Annotated in this window: 11 protein-coding genes; 9 read left to right on the top strand and 2 right to left on the bottom strand. The window is 65.6% G+C overall.

Annotated elements, in window-relative coordinates; translation table 11 throughout:
• Positions 1-83 precede the first annotated feature (83 nt).
• From aroB to ACMV8A_RS03630, 9 genes are all read left to right on the top strand, one after another.
• Positions 84-1,169: a 3-dehydroquinate synthase gene (aroB, locus tag ACMV8A_RS03670; protein WP_495324388.1), complete on the top strand. Its 1,086-nt coding sequence runs from the start codon at positions 84-86 to the stop codon at positions 1,167-1,169.
• 3 nt (positions 1,170-1,172) lie between these two features.
• Entirely contained in the window at positions 1,173-2,324 is a 1,152-nt protein-coding gene (locus tag ACMV8A_RS03665) for a deoxyguanosinetriphosphate triphosphohydrolase (RefSeq protein ID WP_495324387.1), read from the top strand.
• Between the two features lie 216 nt (positions 2,325-2,540).
• Positions 2,541-2,822: a WGR domain-containing protein gene (locus ACMV8A_RS03660; RefSeq protein ID WP_495324386.1), complete on the top strand. Its 282-nt coding sequence runs from the start codon at positions 2,541-2,543 to the stop codon at positions 2,820-2,822.
• Positions 2,819-4,783 (top strand): AAA family ATPase, encoded by a 1,965-nt coding sequence (locus ACMV8A_RS03655; protein WP_495324385.1) that lies wholly within the window; start codon positions 2,819-2,821, stop codon positions 4,781-4,783. Before ACMV8A_RS03660 ends, ACMV8A_RS03655 begins: the two co-directional genes overlap by 4 nt.
• 200 nt (positions 4,784-4,983) lie before the next feature.
• Positions 4,984-9,471 (top strand): glutamate synthase large subunit, encoded by a 4,488-nt coding sequence (gltB, locus tag ACMV8A_RS03650; protein ID WP_495324545.1) that lies wholly within the window; start codon positions 4,984-4,986, stop codon positions 9,469-9,471.
• Between the two features lie 24 nt (positions 9,472-9,495).
• Complete coding sequence (locus tag ACMV8A_RS03645) at positions 9,496-10,902, top strand: glutamate synthase subunit beta (RefSeq protein WP_495324384.1); 1,407 nt, start codon at positions 9,496-9,498, stop codon at positions 10,900-10,902.
• 130 nt (positions 10,903-11,032) lie between these two features.
• The gene (hemE, locus tag ACMV8A_RS03640) at positions 11,033-12,097 is read left to right on the top strand and encodes a uroporphyrinogen decarboxylase (RefSeq protein ID WP_495324383.1); all 1,065 of its coding nucleotides are present in this window, start codon (positions 11,033-11,035) and stop codon (positions 12,095-12,097) included.
• A 200-nt stretch (positions 12,098-12,297) separates the two neighbouring features.
• Positions 12,298-12,696: a hypothetical protein gene (locus ACMV8A_RS03635; protein WP_495324382.1), complete on the top strand. Its 399-nt coding sequence runs from the start codon at positions 12,298-12,300 to the stop codon at positions 12,694-12,696.
• A 34-nt stretch (positions 12,697-12,730) separates the two neighbouring features.
• A complete protein-coding gene (locus ACMV8A_RS03630) occupies positions 12,731-13,468 on the top strand; it encodes a rhodanese-like domain-containing protein (RefSeq protein ID WP_495324381.1) in 738 nt (245 codons plus the stop codon).
• An 83-nt stretch (positions 13,469-13,551) separates the two neighbouring features.
• Here the strand turns inward: ACMV8A_RS03630 and ACMV8A_RS03625 are convergent, their stop codons facing one another.
• Both ACMV8A_RS03625 and xerC read right to left on the bottom strand, forming a co-directional pair.
• Positions 13,552-13,956, bottom strand: a complete 405-nt coding sequence (locus ACMV8A_RS03625; protein WP_495324380.1) for a flagellar basal body-associated FliL family protein — start codon at positions 13,954-13,956, stop codon at positions 13,552-13,554.
• Between the two features lie 68 nt (positions 13,957-14,024).
• Complete coding sequence (xerC, locus tag ACMV8A_RS03620) at positions 14,025-14,936, bottom strand: tyrosine recombinase XerC (RefSeq protein ID WP_495324379.1); 912 nt, start codon at positions 14,934-14,936, stop codon at positions 14,025-14,027.
• Position 14,937: the final 1 nt, after the last annotated feature.

The following is a 14,937-nucleotide window of genomic DNA, read 5'->3' as shown; positions in this document are numbered from 1 at the left end:
GTCAAGCGTATGTAGTGCGCGCTGGAGGGCAGGTGCCCGCATCCGGTATAGTAGCCGCCTGTTTTCCTTGATGATTCCCGCGCATGAAGACGTTACACGTTGACCTGGGGGCACGCAGCTACCCCATCCATATCGGCCCCGGCCTGCTCGGCCGGGCCGACCTGGTCATCCCCCACCTCACCGGCACCCAGGTGATGATCGTCAGCAACGAGACGGTGGCTCCGCTGTACCTGGAACGTACCCGGGAAGCCTTCAAGGGCGTGCGCACCGAGGCGGTGATCCTGCCCGATGGCGAACAGTACAAGACCCTGGAGACGGTCAATTCCATCTTCGACGGCCTGCTATCCAATCGCTTCGACCGCAAGTGCACCCTCGTCGCCCTGGGCGGCGGCGTGGTGGGCGATATGACCGGCTTCGCCGCCGCCTGCTACCAGCGCGGCGTGTCTTTCATCCAGATCCCCACCACCCTGCTGTCGCAGGTGGACTCCTCGGTGGGCGGCAAGACCGGCGTGAACCATCCGCTGGGCAAGAATATGATCGGCGCCTTCCACCAGCCGCGCTGCGTGCTGGCCGACACCGACACCCTCAATACCCTGGACGACCGCCAGCTACGCGCCGGCATCGCCGAGGTGATCAAGTACGGCCTGATCAACGACCCGGAATTCTTCACCTGGCTGGAGCAGAATATGGGCGCGCTGCTGGCGCGTGAGGCTGAGGCACTGAGCTACGCCATCGAACGCTCCTGCCGCGACAAGGCGGCCATCGTTGCCGCCGACGAAACCGAGGGTGGCGTGCGCGCCCTGCTCAACCTGGGTCACACCTATGGCCACGCCATCGAGACCGGCATGGGCTACGGCGAGTGGCTGCACGGCGAGGCCATTGCCGCGGGCATGGTGATGGCGGCGGAGCTGTCGCAGCACCTGGGCTGGATGGCGGCTGACGAAGTGGCGCGGGCGCGCAATCTGCTGAAGGCCGCCGGCCTGCCGGTGCAGGCGCCGGCGGAACTGGATGCCGCCCGCTTCCTGGAACTGATGGCGGTGGACAAGAAGGTGCTGGCGGGCAAGCTGCGGCTCATTTTGCTGCGCGGCATCGGCCAGGCGGTGATCAGCGACAGCGCCACGCCGGAACAGATTAGCGCCGGCATCGCCCTGCACCGCAGCGGAGCGTAAGACATGGACGGTCTGGCCCCCTACGCAGCAGTGTGCACCCGCTCCCGCGGCCGCCGTCTTCCCGAATCCGCCCCGCAGTACCGCAGTGAGTTCCAGCGCGATCGTGATCGCATCGTGCATTCGTCTGCCTTCCGCCGCCTGGAATACAAGACCCAGGTGTTCGTCAATCACGAAGGCGACATGTTCCGCACCCGCCTCACTCATTCCATCGAGGTGGCGCAGATCGGCCGCGCCATCGCCCGCGCCCTGCATTTGAACGAAGACCTCACCGAGGCCATCAGCCTGGCCCACGATCTGGGCCATACCCCCTTCGGTCATGCCGGCCAGGACGCCCTCAACGAGTGCATGCGCGACTACGGCGGCTTCGAGCACAACCTGCAATCGCTGCGCGTGGTGGATGAACTGGAGGACCGCTACGCCGAGTTCCGCGGCCTCAACCTCACCTTCGAGACGCGCGAGGGCATCCTCAAGCACTGTTCGCTGGAAAATGCGCGCCAGCTCGGCGAGCTGGGCCGGCGATTTCTGGACAAGGGCCAGCCCAGCCTGGAGGCGCAGATCGCCAACATCGCCGACGCCATCGCCTACAACAACCACGATGTGGACGACGGCCTGCGTGCGGGCCTGCTGACAGTGGAACAGCTGTGCGAGGTGGAACTGTTCGCCGCGCAGCACGCCGCCGTGCGTGAGCGCTATCCCGACCTGGACGGCCGCCGCCTGATCCATGAGATCATCCGCCGCATGATCAACCGCCAGGTGGTGGACCTGCTCGATACCAGCGCCCGTCTCATTGATGACGCCGCCCCTGCCGACATCGACGCGGTGCGCGCCCTCGGCGAACCGCTGCTGCGCTTCAGCGAGGCGATGCAGCAGCAGCACCAGACCCTCAAGCGCTTTCTGCGCGTCAATCTGTACCAGCACTACCGCGTGCACCGCATGACGGTGAAGTCGCAGCGCATCGTGCGCGACCTGTTCGGCGCCATCTTCGACGATCCGCGCCTGCTGCCGGTGCCGCACCAGCACAACGTCGCCGTGCTGGAGCAGCAGCATGGCCCCGCCGGCCGTGCCCGCGCCGTGGCCGACTACATCGCCGGCATGACCGACCGCTACGCCATCGCCGAGCACAGCAAGCTGTTCACCCCCAGCGAGCTGACCTGAGCCGGGGGGCGGGGGCGCTCTCCCTCCAATTTGTGAAGCGAGCGCCCACCAACACACCTTTTGGTGTTCATCGCCTCTCCGTGGCACCACATCTTGTGCGTTTGTTTACGTTTCCTCCTTGAGAAATCAGCGTCTTGGCGGCATACTTTGGGCCAACCGCAGGCGGCCCTCCGGGGCCAGACATAACAACACACAGGGAACCCGCGTCATCGGCACATGCGTATCTACATGCAGACACCCGTCACCGATGACAGCCCGCCGCGCTACTACCACCTGTTTCTGCAGGAAGACCTGCTTGGTGGCTGGAGCGTGGTGCGCGAATGGGGTTTCCAGGGATCTTCCGGGCGCGTGGTGCGCGACCATTTCGCGACCCGGGAGGCGGCCGAGTCCGCTGTCATCAGCGGGCGCGATGCGCAGCTTAAACGGGGATATCGCGTGATGTTCATGCAGGGTGACGCCTACAGGGATGATCGGGCGGACCAGGAGCGACCCACATGATTCGGGCCCTACGCCGTAGCAAGGACCCGCTGGCCGCCCCACCCTATCTTTCCCGGTACAAACTGCGCGAGTCCCCCTTCGCCAACGGCGCCCGCTTCTTCTACGCCGACCCCGAGCGCGCGCAAACCCTCAACATGCTGCAACACCTCACCCAGTACAGCGAGGAGCTGTTGCTGGTGAGCGGCCCGGCCGGCAGCGGCAAGAGCACCCTGCTGGAGCAGTACCTGGCACGCGCCGACGATGACTGGAAGGTGTGTCGTGTCAGCGCCAGCGAAACCCCTGATCCCGGCCAGTTGTTCCTCGCCGCGGCCCGTTGCTTCGGCCTGCACACCGATGGCGTGGCTGGCGACGCCCTGCTCGGTGCATTGCAGGAACACCTCAACCATCTGCAGCAGACCATGACGCCGGTGCTGGTGGTGGATGATGCCGACAAGCTGTCCGACGACGCCCTGGAGATCGTGGTGCGCCTGGCCGAGCTGCCCGGTGAACACGGTAAGCTGGTGCGCACCATTTTGTTTGCCGACAGCGCGATCCTGCCGCGTTTCGACAGCGCGCGTTTTGCCTCGGGTCCCAAACCGCACCGTCTCGATCTCAAGCCGCTGGACGAGGCGCAGACCATCGCCTATCTGCAGCACCGTCTGGCCACCGCGGGTTTCGCCGGCGGCCCGGTGTTTCTGCCGCGCGACCTCAAGCGCATCCACAAGCAGTCGTTGGGTTGGCCCGGCGGCATCAACCTACAGGCCCACGAGGTACTGATGAGCAAACGCAGCGGCAGCAGCATCCCCTGGTCCTATGTCGTCGCGGCACTGGCGCTGGCCGCGGCGGTCGGTACTTGGCTGCAATTCTCCGGCGGCAGCTTGCCCACCGCGAACGTCGCACCGGCGCCCCAGCCGGTGGTAGCGATGCCGGAACGGCCCATCGTGCGCTATGCGGAGCAGGGGGCGGCGGCCACCTCCTCCCTGGTGGTGCGCGGCGGCGAAACGGTGCAGATCACCTGTCTGGCCCCCGCGGCGGCCGAGCCGCCGGCGCCCCTGCCGCCACCCCTCGTGCGCGAGGTCCCGCCGCCCGCCGAATCGGTCGCGGTGTCGGAACCGGTGGTGAGCCTGCCGCCGTTGCCGCAGCCCGAGCCCGAACCCCAGCCTGAACCCGCGGCCCCGGCGGCGACGGTTGCGCTGCCGCCCCTGCCGGCGCCACCCGCCGAAGCCGAGGCCGCGCAGCCTGCTGCGGCGGCACAGCCCGAACCGGTCCCGGCCGAACCCGCGTCCGCCCCGGTGGCGGAGGCCGCCCCTGTCCTGCCGGCGCCGGTGGTCGAGCGGGTCGAGCCGGACCCGGTTCCGGGCAGCCGTCAGACGCAGACCCTGACCCTGCACGGCAAGCACTTCACACCCGACAGCCAGGTCACCGTGAGTTGGCGCGGCCAGCGCAAGACCCTGGCCGCCGGTCAGGTCCAGGTGCTGGACAGCGAGCGCATCGCCATCACCGTCAGTGTCGGCACCACCCCGGAGACCTGGTCGGTGGCGGTGGCCGGCAGCGACGGCCAGGTGTCGTTGCCGTTCCAGTTCAAGGTGAGCGCTCCGGTCAAGGCCGCGGCGGTGCCCGCCCCGGTGGCCGCACCACCTGCCGCCCCGGCGCCGCAGCCGGCCGTGGCCGGTTTCCGCGATGCCGCCTGGCTGTGGGCCCAGGACCCGCGTCACTACACCGTGCAGTTGGTCGGCGCCAGCACCGAAGAGGCAGTGCGCGCCCACCTGCGTGGCTACGATGTCAGCGGCAACATCGCGCTGCTCACTACCCGCCGCGACGGCAAGCCCTGGTTTGTGTTGTTCTGGGGCGATTTTGCCGATCGTCCCGCCGCCGAGCGCGCCGTGGCTGCCCTGCCGGCCCCGCTGAAGCGGGTCGCGCCCTGGATCCGGCCCTTTGCCGATGTGCATGGCGACCTCACCGCCGCCGGGGTGGAAAGGTAAGGGCGCACCCTCCTTTCCCGCCGGCGAGTGAAGCCCCGCTAACCTCCCGCCCCGCATGGCTTCTTCGCATTGAACCTCCCCCCCGAGGGCAGTATACTTCTTGACCCTTTTTGCCCGGGGTCCGGGCAAATCGCCATTTTTCGCCCGGTTTTCCGCGAGAACCTCACTTAAGACTTGTGGCCGTGAACGACAGACAAAGCATGCTCGGCGGGCTGTACCGCCCCGAATTCGAAAAGGACAACTGCGGCTTCGGCCTCATTGCTCATATGGATGGCGCCGCCAGCCACTGGCTGGTGGACACTGCCATTGGCGCGCTGGCGCGCATGACTCACCGCGGCGCTATTGCCGCCGACGGCAAGACCGGGGACGGTTGCGGCCTGCTGATGAAGAAGCCCGATGCGTTCATGCGCGCCGTGGCCGCCGCACAGAAGATCACCCTCGCCGACAGCTATGCCGTGGGCATGGTGTTCCTCAACCAGGATGCCGCGCTGGCCGACAAGGCGCGCCGGCAGCTGGAGCAGGAGGTCACCAGGGAGGGCTTGCAGGTGGCCGGTTGGCGCGTGGTGCCGACCGACAGCAGCGCCTGCGGTGCCGAGGCACTGAAGACCCTGCCGCGCATCGAGCAGATTTTCATCAATGCCGCGGCCGGCATGGATGAGGCGGCCTTCGAACGCCATCTGTACATCGCACGCCGTCGCACCGAGAAGGTCATCGAGTCCAACGACCCGGTGTTCTATCTGCCCAGCTTCTCCAGCCGCGTGGTGTCGTACAAGGGGCTGGTGATGCCGGCCTATCTGCCGGTGTTCTACACCGATCTGAACGACAAGCGCCTGGCCTCGGCGCTGTGCGTATTCCACCAGCGTTTCTCCACCAACACCTGGCCGCAGTGGCGCCTGGCGCAGCCATTCCGCTATCTCGCCCACAACGGAGAGATCAACACCGTGCAGGGTAACCGCTACTGGTCGGTGGCGCGTGGTCACAAGTTCGAGACGCCGCTGATCCCCAACATGGACGATGTGCGTCCGCTGGTGTCCATGACCGGTTCCGACTCCAACAGTCTGGACAACATGCTGGAAGCGTTGCTCGCCGGCGGCATGGACATCTTCCGCGCCATGCGTCTCTTGGTGCCGCCCGCCTGGCAGAACGTGGAGACCATGGACCCGGATCTGCGCGCCTTCTATGAATACAACTCCATGCACATGGAGCCGTGGGATGGTCCGGCCGGCATCGTACTCACCGACGGCCGCCACGCCGCCTGTACCCTGGATCGCAACGGCCTACGTCCGGCGCGCTGGGTGATCACCCGTGGTGAAAATGCCAAGGATCCGGAGAGCGGCGACTACCGCGGCTGCATCATCACCCTGGCCTCGGAGATCGGCGTGTTCGACTACCAGCCCAGCGATGTGGTGGCCAAGGGCCGCCTCAAGCCGGGTCAGATGCTGGCGGTGGACACCATCGCCTGCAAGCTGCTGCTGCCGCAGGATGTGGACACCATGCTCAAGGGCCGCCAGCCCTACAAGCAGTGGATGAGCGCGCACGTCAAGCGTCTGGAGTCCGAATTGAACGAATCCGCCAACGGCGCCGAGCTGGAGCAGGATGCACTCCATGTGCACCAGAAGATGTTCCAGGTCAGTTTCGAGGAGCGCGATCAGGTGTTGCGTCCGCTGGCCGAGGCCGGCCAGGAGGCCATCGGCTCCATGGGCGACGACACGCCGATGGCGGTGCTGTCCACCCGCGTGCGTTCGCTGTATGACTACTTCCGTCAGCAGTTTGCCCAGGTCACCAATCCGCCCATCGACCCGCTGCGCGAAGCCATCGTCATGTCGCTGGAGACCTGCTTCGGCCGCGAGAAGAATCTGTTCACCGAGACGCCGGAACATGCCGCGCGCCTGCTGGTGGATTCGCCGGTGCTCTCGCGCGGCAAGTTCGCGCGCCTGCTGGCGCTGGACAACGCCGACTACGCCCATGCGCGCATCGATCTGAACTACGCCAAGGGCACCGACCTCAAGGCCGCCATCACCGCCATATGCGACAGCGCCGTCGCTGCGGTGAAGGCCGGCAAGGTGATCATCGTGCTGTCCGATCGCGCCCTGTCCGAGGACAAGCTGCCGATCCACGCCCTGCTCGCCACCGGCGCGGTGCACCATCGCCTGATCAAGGAAGGCCTGCGTTGCGATGCCAACATCGTGGTGGAGACCGGCACGGCGCGCGACCCGCACCATTTCGCCGTGCTCATCGGTTATGGCGCCACCGCCGTGTATCCGTACCTGGCCTATGAAGTGCTGCATGACCTGGTGCGCAGCCACGAGATCAGCGGCAAGGACCCGGCCAAATTGATGGAGTCCTATCGCAAGGGCATCAACAAGGGGCTGTACAAGATCATCTCCAAGATGGGTATCTCCACCATCGCCAGCTACCGCGGCTCGCAGCTGTTCGAGTCGGTGGGCCTGCACGAGGATGTGGTGGAACTGTGCTTCAAGGGCACCACCAATCGTCTGTCCGGCACCCACTTCGCCGATCTGGAAGAGGATCAGCAACTGCTGGCCAAGGAGGCGTGGAATCCGCGCAAGCCGATCCAGCAGGGCAGCCTGCTCAAGTATCTGCACAACGGCGAGTACCACGCCTACAACCCGGATGTGGTGCAGGCGCTGCACAAGGCCGTACGCAGCGGCAAGTACGAGGACTACCTCGAATACGCCCGGCATGTGAACGAGCGCCCGGTGGCGATGCTGCGCGACCTGCTCAAGCTGCGCAGCGATCTCAAGCCCATCCCCATCGAGGAAGTGGAGTCGGAAGAGGCGATCATGAAGCGCTTCGACTCCGCCGGCATGTCGCTGGGTGCGCTGTCGCCGGAGGCGCACGAGGCGCTGGCCACGGCGATGAATCGCCTCGGCGGCCGTTCCAACTCCGGTGAGGGCGGTGAAGACCCGGCGCGCTACGGCACCGAGAAGATGTCGAAGATCAAGCAGGTGGCCTCCGGCCGCTTCGGCGTCACGCCGCACTACCTGGTCAACGCCGAGGTGTTGCAGATCAAGGTGGCGCAGGGTGCCAAGCCCGGCGAAGGCGGCCAGTTGCCCGGCGACAAGGTGGACAAGCTGATCGCCAAGCTGCGCTACGCCATGCCCGGCGTGGCGCTGATCTCGCCGCCGCCGCATCACGACATCTATTCCATCGAGGACCTGGCGCAGCTGATCTTCGACCTCAAGCAGGTCAATCCGCAGGCGCTGGTGTCGGTGAAACTGGTGGCCGAGGCCGGTGTCGGTACCATCGCCGCCGGTGTGGCCAAGGCCTATGCGGACCTCATCACCATCTCCGGTTATGACGGCGGCACCGGCGCATCGCCGCTCGCCTCGGTGAAGTACGCCGGTTCGCCGTGGGAACTGGGCATGACCGAGACCCACCAGATCCTGCGCGCCAACGATCTGCGCGACAAGGTGCGCGTACAGACCGACGGTGGCCTCAAGACCGGCCTCGACGTGGTCAAGGCGGCGATGCTGGGCGCCGAGAGCTTCGGCTTCGGTACCGGCCCGATGGTGGCGCTGGGCTGCAAGTTCCTGCGCATCTGCCATCTGAACAACTGTGCCACCGGCGTTGCCACCCAGGACAAGGTGCTGCGTTCCGAGCACTTCATCGGCCTGCCCGAGATGGTGATGAACTACTTCAAGTTCATCACCCGCGAGACGCGCGAATGGATGGCCCGCCTCGGCGTGCGTTCCATGGAGGAGCTGATCGGCCGCACCGACCTGCTGGAGATCATGCAGGGCACCACCTCCAAGCAGCAGCGCCTCAATCTGCAGCCTCTGTTGTCCGACGGCGGTGTGCCGGCGGACAAGCCGCGCTTCTGCACCGCGCCGAAGAACCAGCCCTTCGACAAGGCCGAACTGGCCGAGCAGATGGTGCGCGACTGCCTGCCCGCCATCGAAGGCAAGAAGGGCGGCGAATTCCACTACGCGGTGCAGAACGTCAACCGTTCCATCGGTGCGCGCCTGTCCGGCGAGATCGCCAGGCGCTACGGTAACCTGGGCATGAGCGATGCCCCCATCACGCTGCGCCTCACCGGCACCGCCGGCCAGAGTTTCGGCGTGTGGAACGCCGGCGGCCTGCACATGGTGCTGGAAGGCGATGCCAACGACTATGTCGGCAAGGGCATGGCCGGCGGCAAGCTGGTGATCTATCCGCCCAAGGGCAGTCGCTTCCAGAGCCAGGAGACCAGCATCATCGGCAACACCTGCCTGTATGGCGCCACCGGCGGCACGCTGTATGCCGCCGGCCTGGCCGGCGAGCGCTTTGCGGTGCGCAACTCCGGCGCTGCGGCGGTGGTGGAAGGCGTCGGCGATCACGGCTGCGAATACATGACCGGCGGTGTAGTGACGGTACTGGGCCAGACCGGCCTCAACTTCGGTGCCGGCATGACCGGCGGCTTCGCCTATGTGCTGGACCTCGATAACGGTTTCGTCGATCGCTACAACCACGAACTGATCGATATCCATCGCGTCGGCACCGAGAAGACCGAGGCGCACCGCGCCCACCTGCGCCAGACGATCGAGTCCTTCGTGGCTGAGACCGGCAGCGCCTGGGGCCAGTACATCCTGGACAACTTCGCCGACATGGTGGGCAAGTTCTGGCTGGTGAAGCCCAAGGCATCGGAGATCGACAGCCTGCTGGGCACGCTGTTGAGCGCGGCGTAACTGATACGGGATTAGCGAATAGTCATGGGTAACGTTTTCCAATTTCTGCAAGTGCCGCGTATCGATCCGGAGAAGAAGTCCGTCGAGGTGCGCATCAAGGAATACGCCGAGATCTACGGGCAGTTCGACACGGACGGCGCCGCCTCCCAGGCCGATCGCTGCCTGGCCTGCGGCAATCCCTACTGCTCATGGAAGTGCCCGGTGCACAACTACATTCCGCACTGGCTCAAGCTGGTGGCGGAGGGCAACATCAACGAGGCCGCCGAGCTGTCGCACCGCACCAACTCGCTGCCGGAAATCTGCGGTCGCGTCTGTCCGCAGGATCGCCTGTGCGAAGGCGCCTGCACGTTGAACGACGGCTTCGGTGCGGTGACCATCGGCGCAGTGGAGCGCTACATCTCCGACACCGCCTTCGCCCAGGGCTGGCGCCCGGACCTGTCGCGCGTCAAGGACACCGGCAAGCGCGTGGCGGTGATCGGTGCCGGTCCTGCCGGCCTCGGTTGCGCCGACGTGCTGGCACGCAACGGCGTCAAGGCGGTGGTGTACGACCGTCATCCGGAGATCGGCGGCCTGCTCACCTTTGGCATTCCCGAGTTCAAGCTGGAGAAGACCATCGTCAAGCGTCGCCGCGAGGTGATGGAAGGCATGGGCATCGAGTTCCGCCTCGGTATCGAGGTGGGCAAGGACATCCGCTTCGAGCAGTTGATGGGTGAATACGATGCCGTGTTCCTCGGCATGGGCACCTACAACTACATGAAGGGTGGTTTTCCCGGCGAGGACCTGCCCGGCGTGCACGCCGCGCTGGACTTCCTCATTGCGAACGTCAATCACTGCCACGGCTATGAAAAGAACCCGGCCGATTACATCAACATGAAGGGCCAGCGCGTGGTGGTGCTGGGCGGTGGCGACACCGCCATGGACTGCAACCGCACCTCCATCCGCCAGGGCGCCAAGGCAGTGACCTGCGCCTACCGCCGCGATGAGGCCAACATGCCCGGTTCCAAGCGCGAGGTGGCCAATGCCAAGGAAGAAGGCGTGCAGTTCCTGTGGAACCGGCAGCCGGTGGAGATCGTCGGCGAGGAACGCGTCGAGGGCGTCAAGGTGGTCACCACCGAGATGGGGCCGCCGGACGCGCGCGGCCGCCGCACGCCGCAGGTGGTGGCCGGTTCGGAAGAGATCATCCCCGCCGATCGCGTGCTCATCGCCTTTGGTTTCCGCCCCAGCCCGCAGCCCTGGTTCGCCCAGCATGGCATCGAGGTGGACGAGCGCGGCCGCGTCAAGGCACCGGCCAACGGCCAGTACAAATACCAGACGACCAACGCCAAGGTGTTTGCCGGCGGCGACATGGTGCGCGGCTCCGACCTGGTGGTCACCGCCGTATGGGAAGGTCGCCAGGCCGCCGAAGGCATCCTGGACTACCTGAACGTCTGATTCAAACCGTCGCGGAGACGCAGAGACGCAGAGCAAATTATTGCGACACGATCGCGGCAATTGCCGTGATGGTTGCCGAGCGATAAAACCCTCTGCGTCTCCGCGTCCCTGCGACAGAGGGTTTTAGTTGATGGCTGAACTGAAAAACGATCGTTTCCTGCGCGCCCTGCTCAAGCAGCCGGTGGACGTGACCCCGGTATGGATGATGCGCCAGGCCGGGCGTTATCTGCCCGAGTACCGCGCCACCCGCGCCCAGGCGGGCAGCTTCATGGACCTGTGCAAGAATCCAGAGCTGGCCTGCGAGGTCACCATTCAGCCGCTCGACCGCTTTCCGCTCGACGCCGCCATCCTGTTCTCCGACATTCTCACCGTGCCCGACGCCATGGGTCTCGGCCTGCGCTTTGCCGAGGGTGAGGGGCCGATCTTTGACCGCCCGGTGCGTAGCGCCGCCGATGTGGCCAAGCTGTTCGTGCCGGACCCTGAAGGGGAGTTGAAGTACGTGATGGATGCGGTGCGCACCATCCGCCGCGATCTCAACGGCCGCGTGCCGCTGATCGGTTTTTCCGGCAGCCCCTGGACCCTGGCCACCTACATGGTGGAGGGCGGTTCGTCCAAGGAGTTTGCCCATGTGAAGGGCATGCTGTACGACCAGCCCGCGCTGATGCACCAGTTGCTCGATGTGACCGCCCAGGCGGTGACGCAATACCTCAACGCCCAGGTGGATGCGGGCGCCCAGGCGCTGATGATCTTCGATACCTGGGGCGGCGCCCTCACCCCGCGCGACTACCAGGAATTCTCCCTGCGCTACATGGCCCAGATCATCGCCGGCCTCAAACGCGAGGCCGACGGCCGCCAGGTGCCGGTGGTGTTGTTCACCAAGGGCGGCGGCCTGTGGCTGGAGGCGATGGCCGAGGCCGGCGCCGATGCGCTCGGTCTGGACTGGACGGTGGACATCGGCACGGCGCGCCGCCGCGTCGGCAGCAAGGTGGCCCTGCAGGGCAACATGGACCCTTGCGTGCTGTATGCCTCGCCCGAACGCATCCGCGCCGAGGTAGCCGCCATCCTTGCCGCCTACGGCCAGGGTTCCGGCCATGTGTTCAACCTGGGTCATGGCATCCATCAGCATGTGAACCCGGAACACGCCGCCGCCTTTGTCGAGGCCGTGCACCAGTTGAGTGTGCCATACCATCAATAAGGTGGGGATACGCGACTGAACCGAAAACCCGGCTCTTGCCGGGTTTTTACGTTTTAGCATTTACGCAGTTTCTAATAGTGTTGCGCAAATCTACGGCGCGCCTTAGTGTTAAGCACGAATGATCCGCGGCGCGGCAGTGATGCGGCAGAACACGTGTGACGTTCGAGCGGGGGGCTATGTACAGTTAAGGAGGAACGCACATGCGGATGAAGACGGCGGGGCAACTTTTGTTGTTGCTGGCCGGCATCGGGATGGTTGCCGTTTCCCATGGTGCGGATGACGATTACCTCAAGGCGCTAAAGGCGGAGACCCAGGCGCTGAGCGGCGGCGAGGCAGCGCGCACGGCGCCGGCACCGGCGGCGCAGGAATCGAAACCGCAACAGGGATGGTCGGCGGCGGGGCAGGGGTTGGGCGAGGAGTTGCCTCCCAATCTGTCGCAGGAACAGTTCGAGGCGGCGCTGAAGAGCAGCTACTTCGGCACCTATATGTTCTATTCAAAGTTGAATGACAAGGACAAGGCCAAGGTATTCGAGTCCTATCAGGGCAATGGCCAGATATCCAACATTCGCGAAACGACTACCAGCCTGCTGAAGAAATAGCGGCAGGCGAAGGGTCCGGGGGACGATGATGAAAATGAAACATATATTGACAGTCTGTGCCATGGTGCTGGCAAGCGGATGGTGGGGCAACGCCCTGGCCGTGGACGTCAAGATCGCCGAGGGCCGTGATACCGTGACGGTGCTGCACGAGGGCAAGCCCTTTGTGATCCAGCGCGATCAGGATCCCAACCATATTGTCGATGCGGCCTGGGGCAAGACCTCGCGCAAGTGTCCGCCCTTCTGCCTGCAGCCCAACGTGCCGTTGCCGGGCATCCATGCGGTGGGCGAGCTGGAGTTGCTGGACTTCATGGAACAGATGGTGAACACCGGCAAGGGCGTGCTCATCGATTCGCGCCTGCCCTCCTGGTACATGGCCGGCACCATCCCTGGCTCGGTCAATATCCCGTTCACCGTGTTCGGCGAGATCCCCACCGCCGCCGACGTCGAAAAGGCCTTCAAACTGCTCGGTGCAGTACGTCGCCCCAATGTCGGTGGCTTCCGTCGTTCGCTGGAGCGTAACTTTGGCGACTGGTTTGGTGAGCACAAGACGGCCTACTGGGATTTCACCGATGCCAAGGAGATCGTGCTGTGGTGTAACGGCCCTTGGTGCGGCCAGTCGCCGCGCGCCATCAAGAATCTGGTGAATCTCGGTTATCCGGCAGAGCGCATCCACTACTATCGCGGCGGCATGCAGATGTGGAAGGTGCTTGGTTTCCCCACCGTAGTGCCTGATCCGGGCAGCGTGATGTTCGAGGTGAGCGGCGGCGAATAAGCGTTGCCGGGAGCGTTAAATGACAAAGGCCGGGGCAACCCGGCCTTTGTTTTTGCAGGGGCCAAGCAGGCTCTCGCAGTTTGCTACTGAATCACGAAGTCGGTGAAGTAGACGGCCTCGAGACTGTCGCGCTTGAGACCGGCATGGGTTTCCAGCACGGTGCGCAGGTCGTCCAGCGCCTGTTGCCGCACCTGCTCTCTAACCTGTACATCGTGCATGCCGTCGACGCTCTGCGCCGACAGGAGGGTGATGAGGGTATGACGTACCGGGCCGGTATGTTCCTTCAGTGCGGCGAGCACTTTGGGATCGCGGCTCATGGCCTGTACCTTCACCTGCATGAAGCGCACCCGGCCGGCGCTTTGCAGGTTGACCACGATGGCCGGCTCCAGGGCCAGGTAGGGGCCGGCGGGGGCGCCGCCGCCGGCAGCCAGCACGGGTGGGGCGATGAAGGTGGCACACAGCAGCAGGGCGGGCAACAGTCGTTTCATGGGTGGCTAATCGGTAAGGGTCAGTGCGCCAATGATGCCATGAATGCATGACAGCGGCGAGGCACGGTCTAGCTAGTGCCCTTCTTCTTCGCCCGCGGATGGGCGGCATCGTACACCTTGGCCAGGTGCTGGAAGTCCAGGTGGGTGTAGATCTGGGTGGTGGCGATGTTGGCGTGGCCGAGCAGTTCCTGCACCGCGCGCAGGTCGCCGCTGGATTCCAGCATGTGGCTGGCAAAGGAGTGGCGCAGCATGTGCGGGTGCACGGGTACGGCGAGGCCCTGGGCCAGGGCATGGCGGCGCAGGCGCTCCTGCACCGTGCGGGCGGCGATGCGCCGGCCGCCGCGGCCGAGGAACAGGGCCATGGTGGCGGCGGCGCCGGGCTGCAGGTGACGGCGTTGCAGCCAGGCCTGCAGGGCGGCGAGGGCCTTGCGACCGACGGGCAGGATGCGGGTCTTGGCGCCCTTGCCGGTGACGCGCACGGTGGCGTCCGCCATGTCCACGTCGCTGCAGTCCAGGCCGACCAGTTCGGCCAGGCGCAGGCCGGAGGAATACATCAGTTCCATGATGGCGCGGTCGCGCACGGCGTCATCATCGTCGCCCGGGATCTCCACCAGGTGCGCCGCCTGATCCACTTCCAGGGTCTGCGGCAGTTTGCGCGGACTCTTCGGTGCCGGGATGTCCTGTGCCGGATTGTGGCCGGCGATGCCCTCGCGCAGCAGGTAATTGAAGAAGCTGCGGATGGCGGACAGTTCCCGTTGCAGGCTGCTGCCGCCGATGCCGGAGCGGTGGCGCCAGGCGACGTAGGCGCGCACCTGCGGGGCGCTCAGAGCGGACCAGTCGGCAATGCCCTGGCGCGCGCAGAAGTCGCTCAGGTGGCGCAGATCGCGCAGGTAGTTGTCCAGGGTGTGGGGCGACAGGCGGCGTTCGTGGCGCAGGTGCTGCGCGTAGCGCTCGATCCATGCCAGCGCCGCGTCGTGCATC

Source organism: Sulfurivermis sp. (assembly GCF_059410345.1).
The sequence above is the reverse complement of the archived record's forward strand: the minus strand, read 5'-3'. Positions and strand labels throughout refer to the sequence as shown.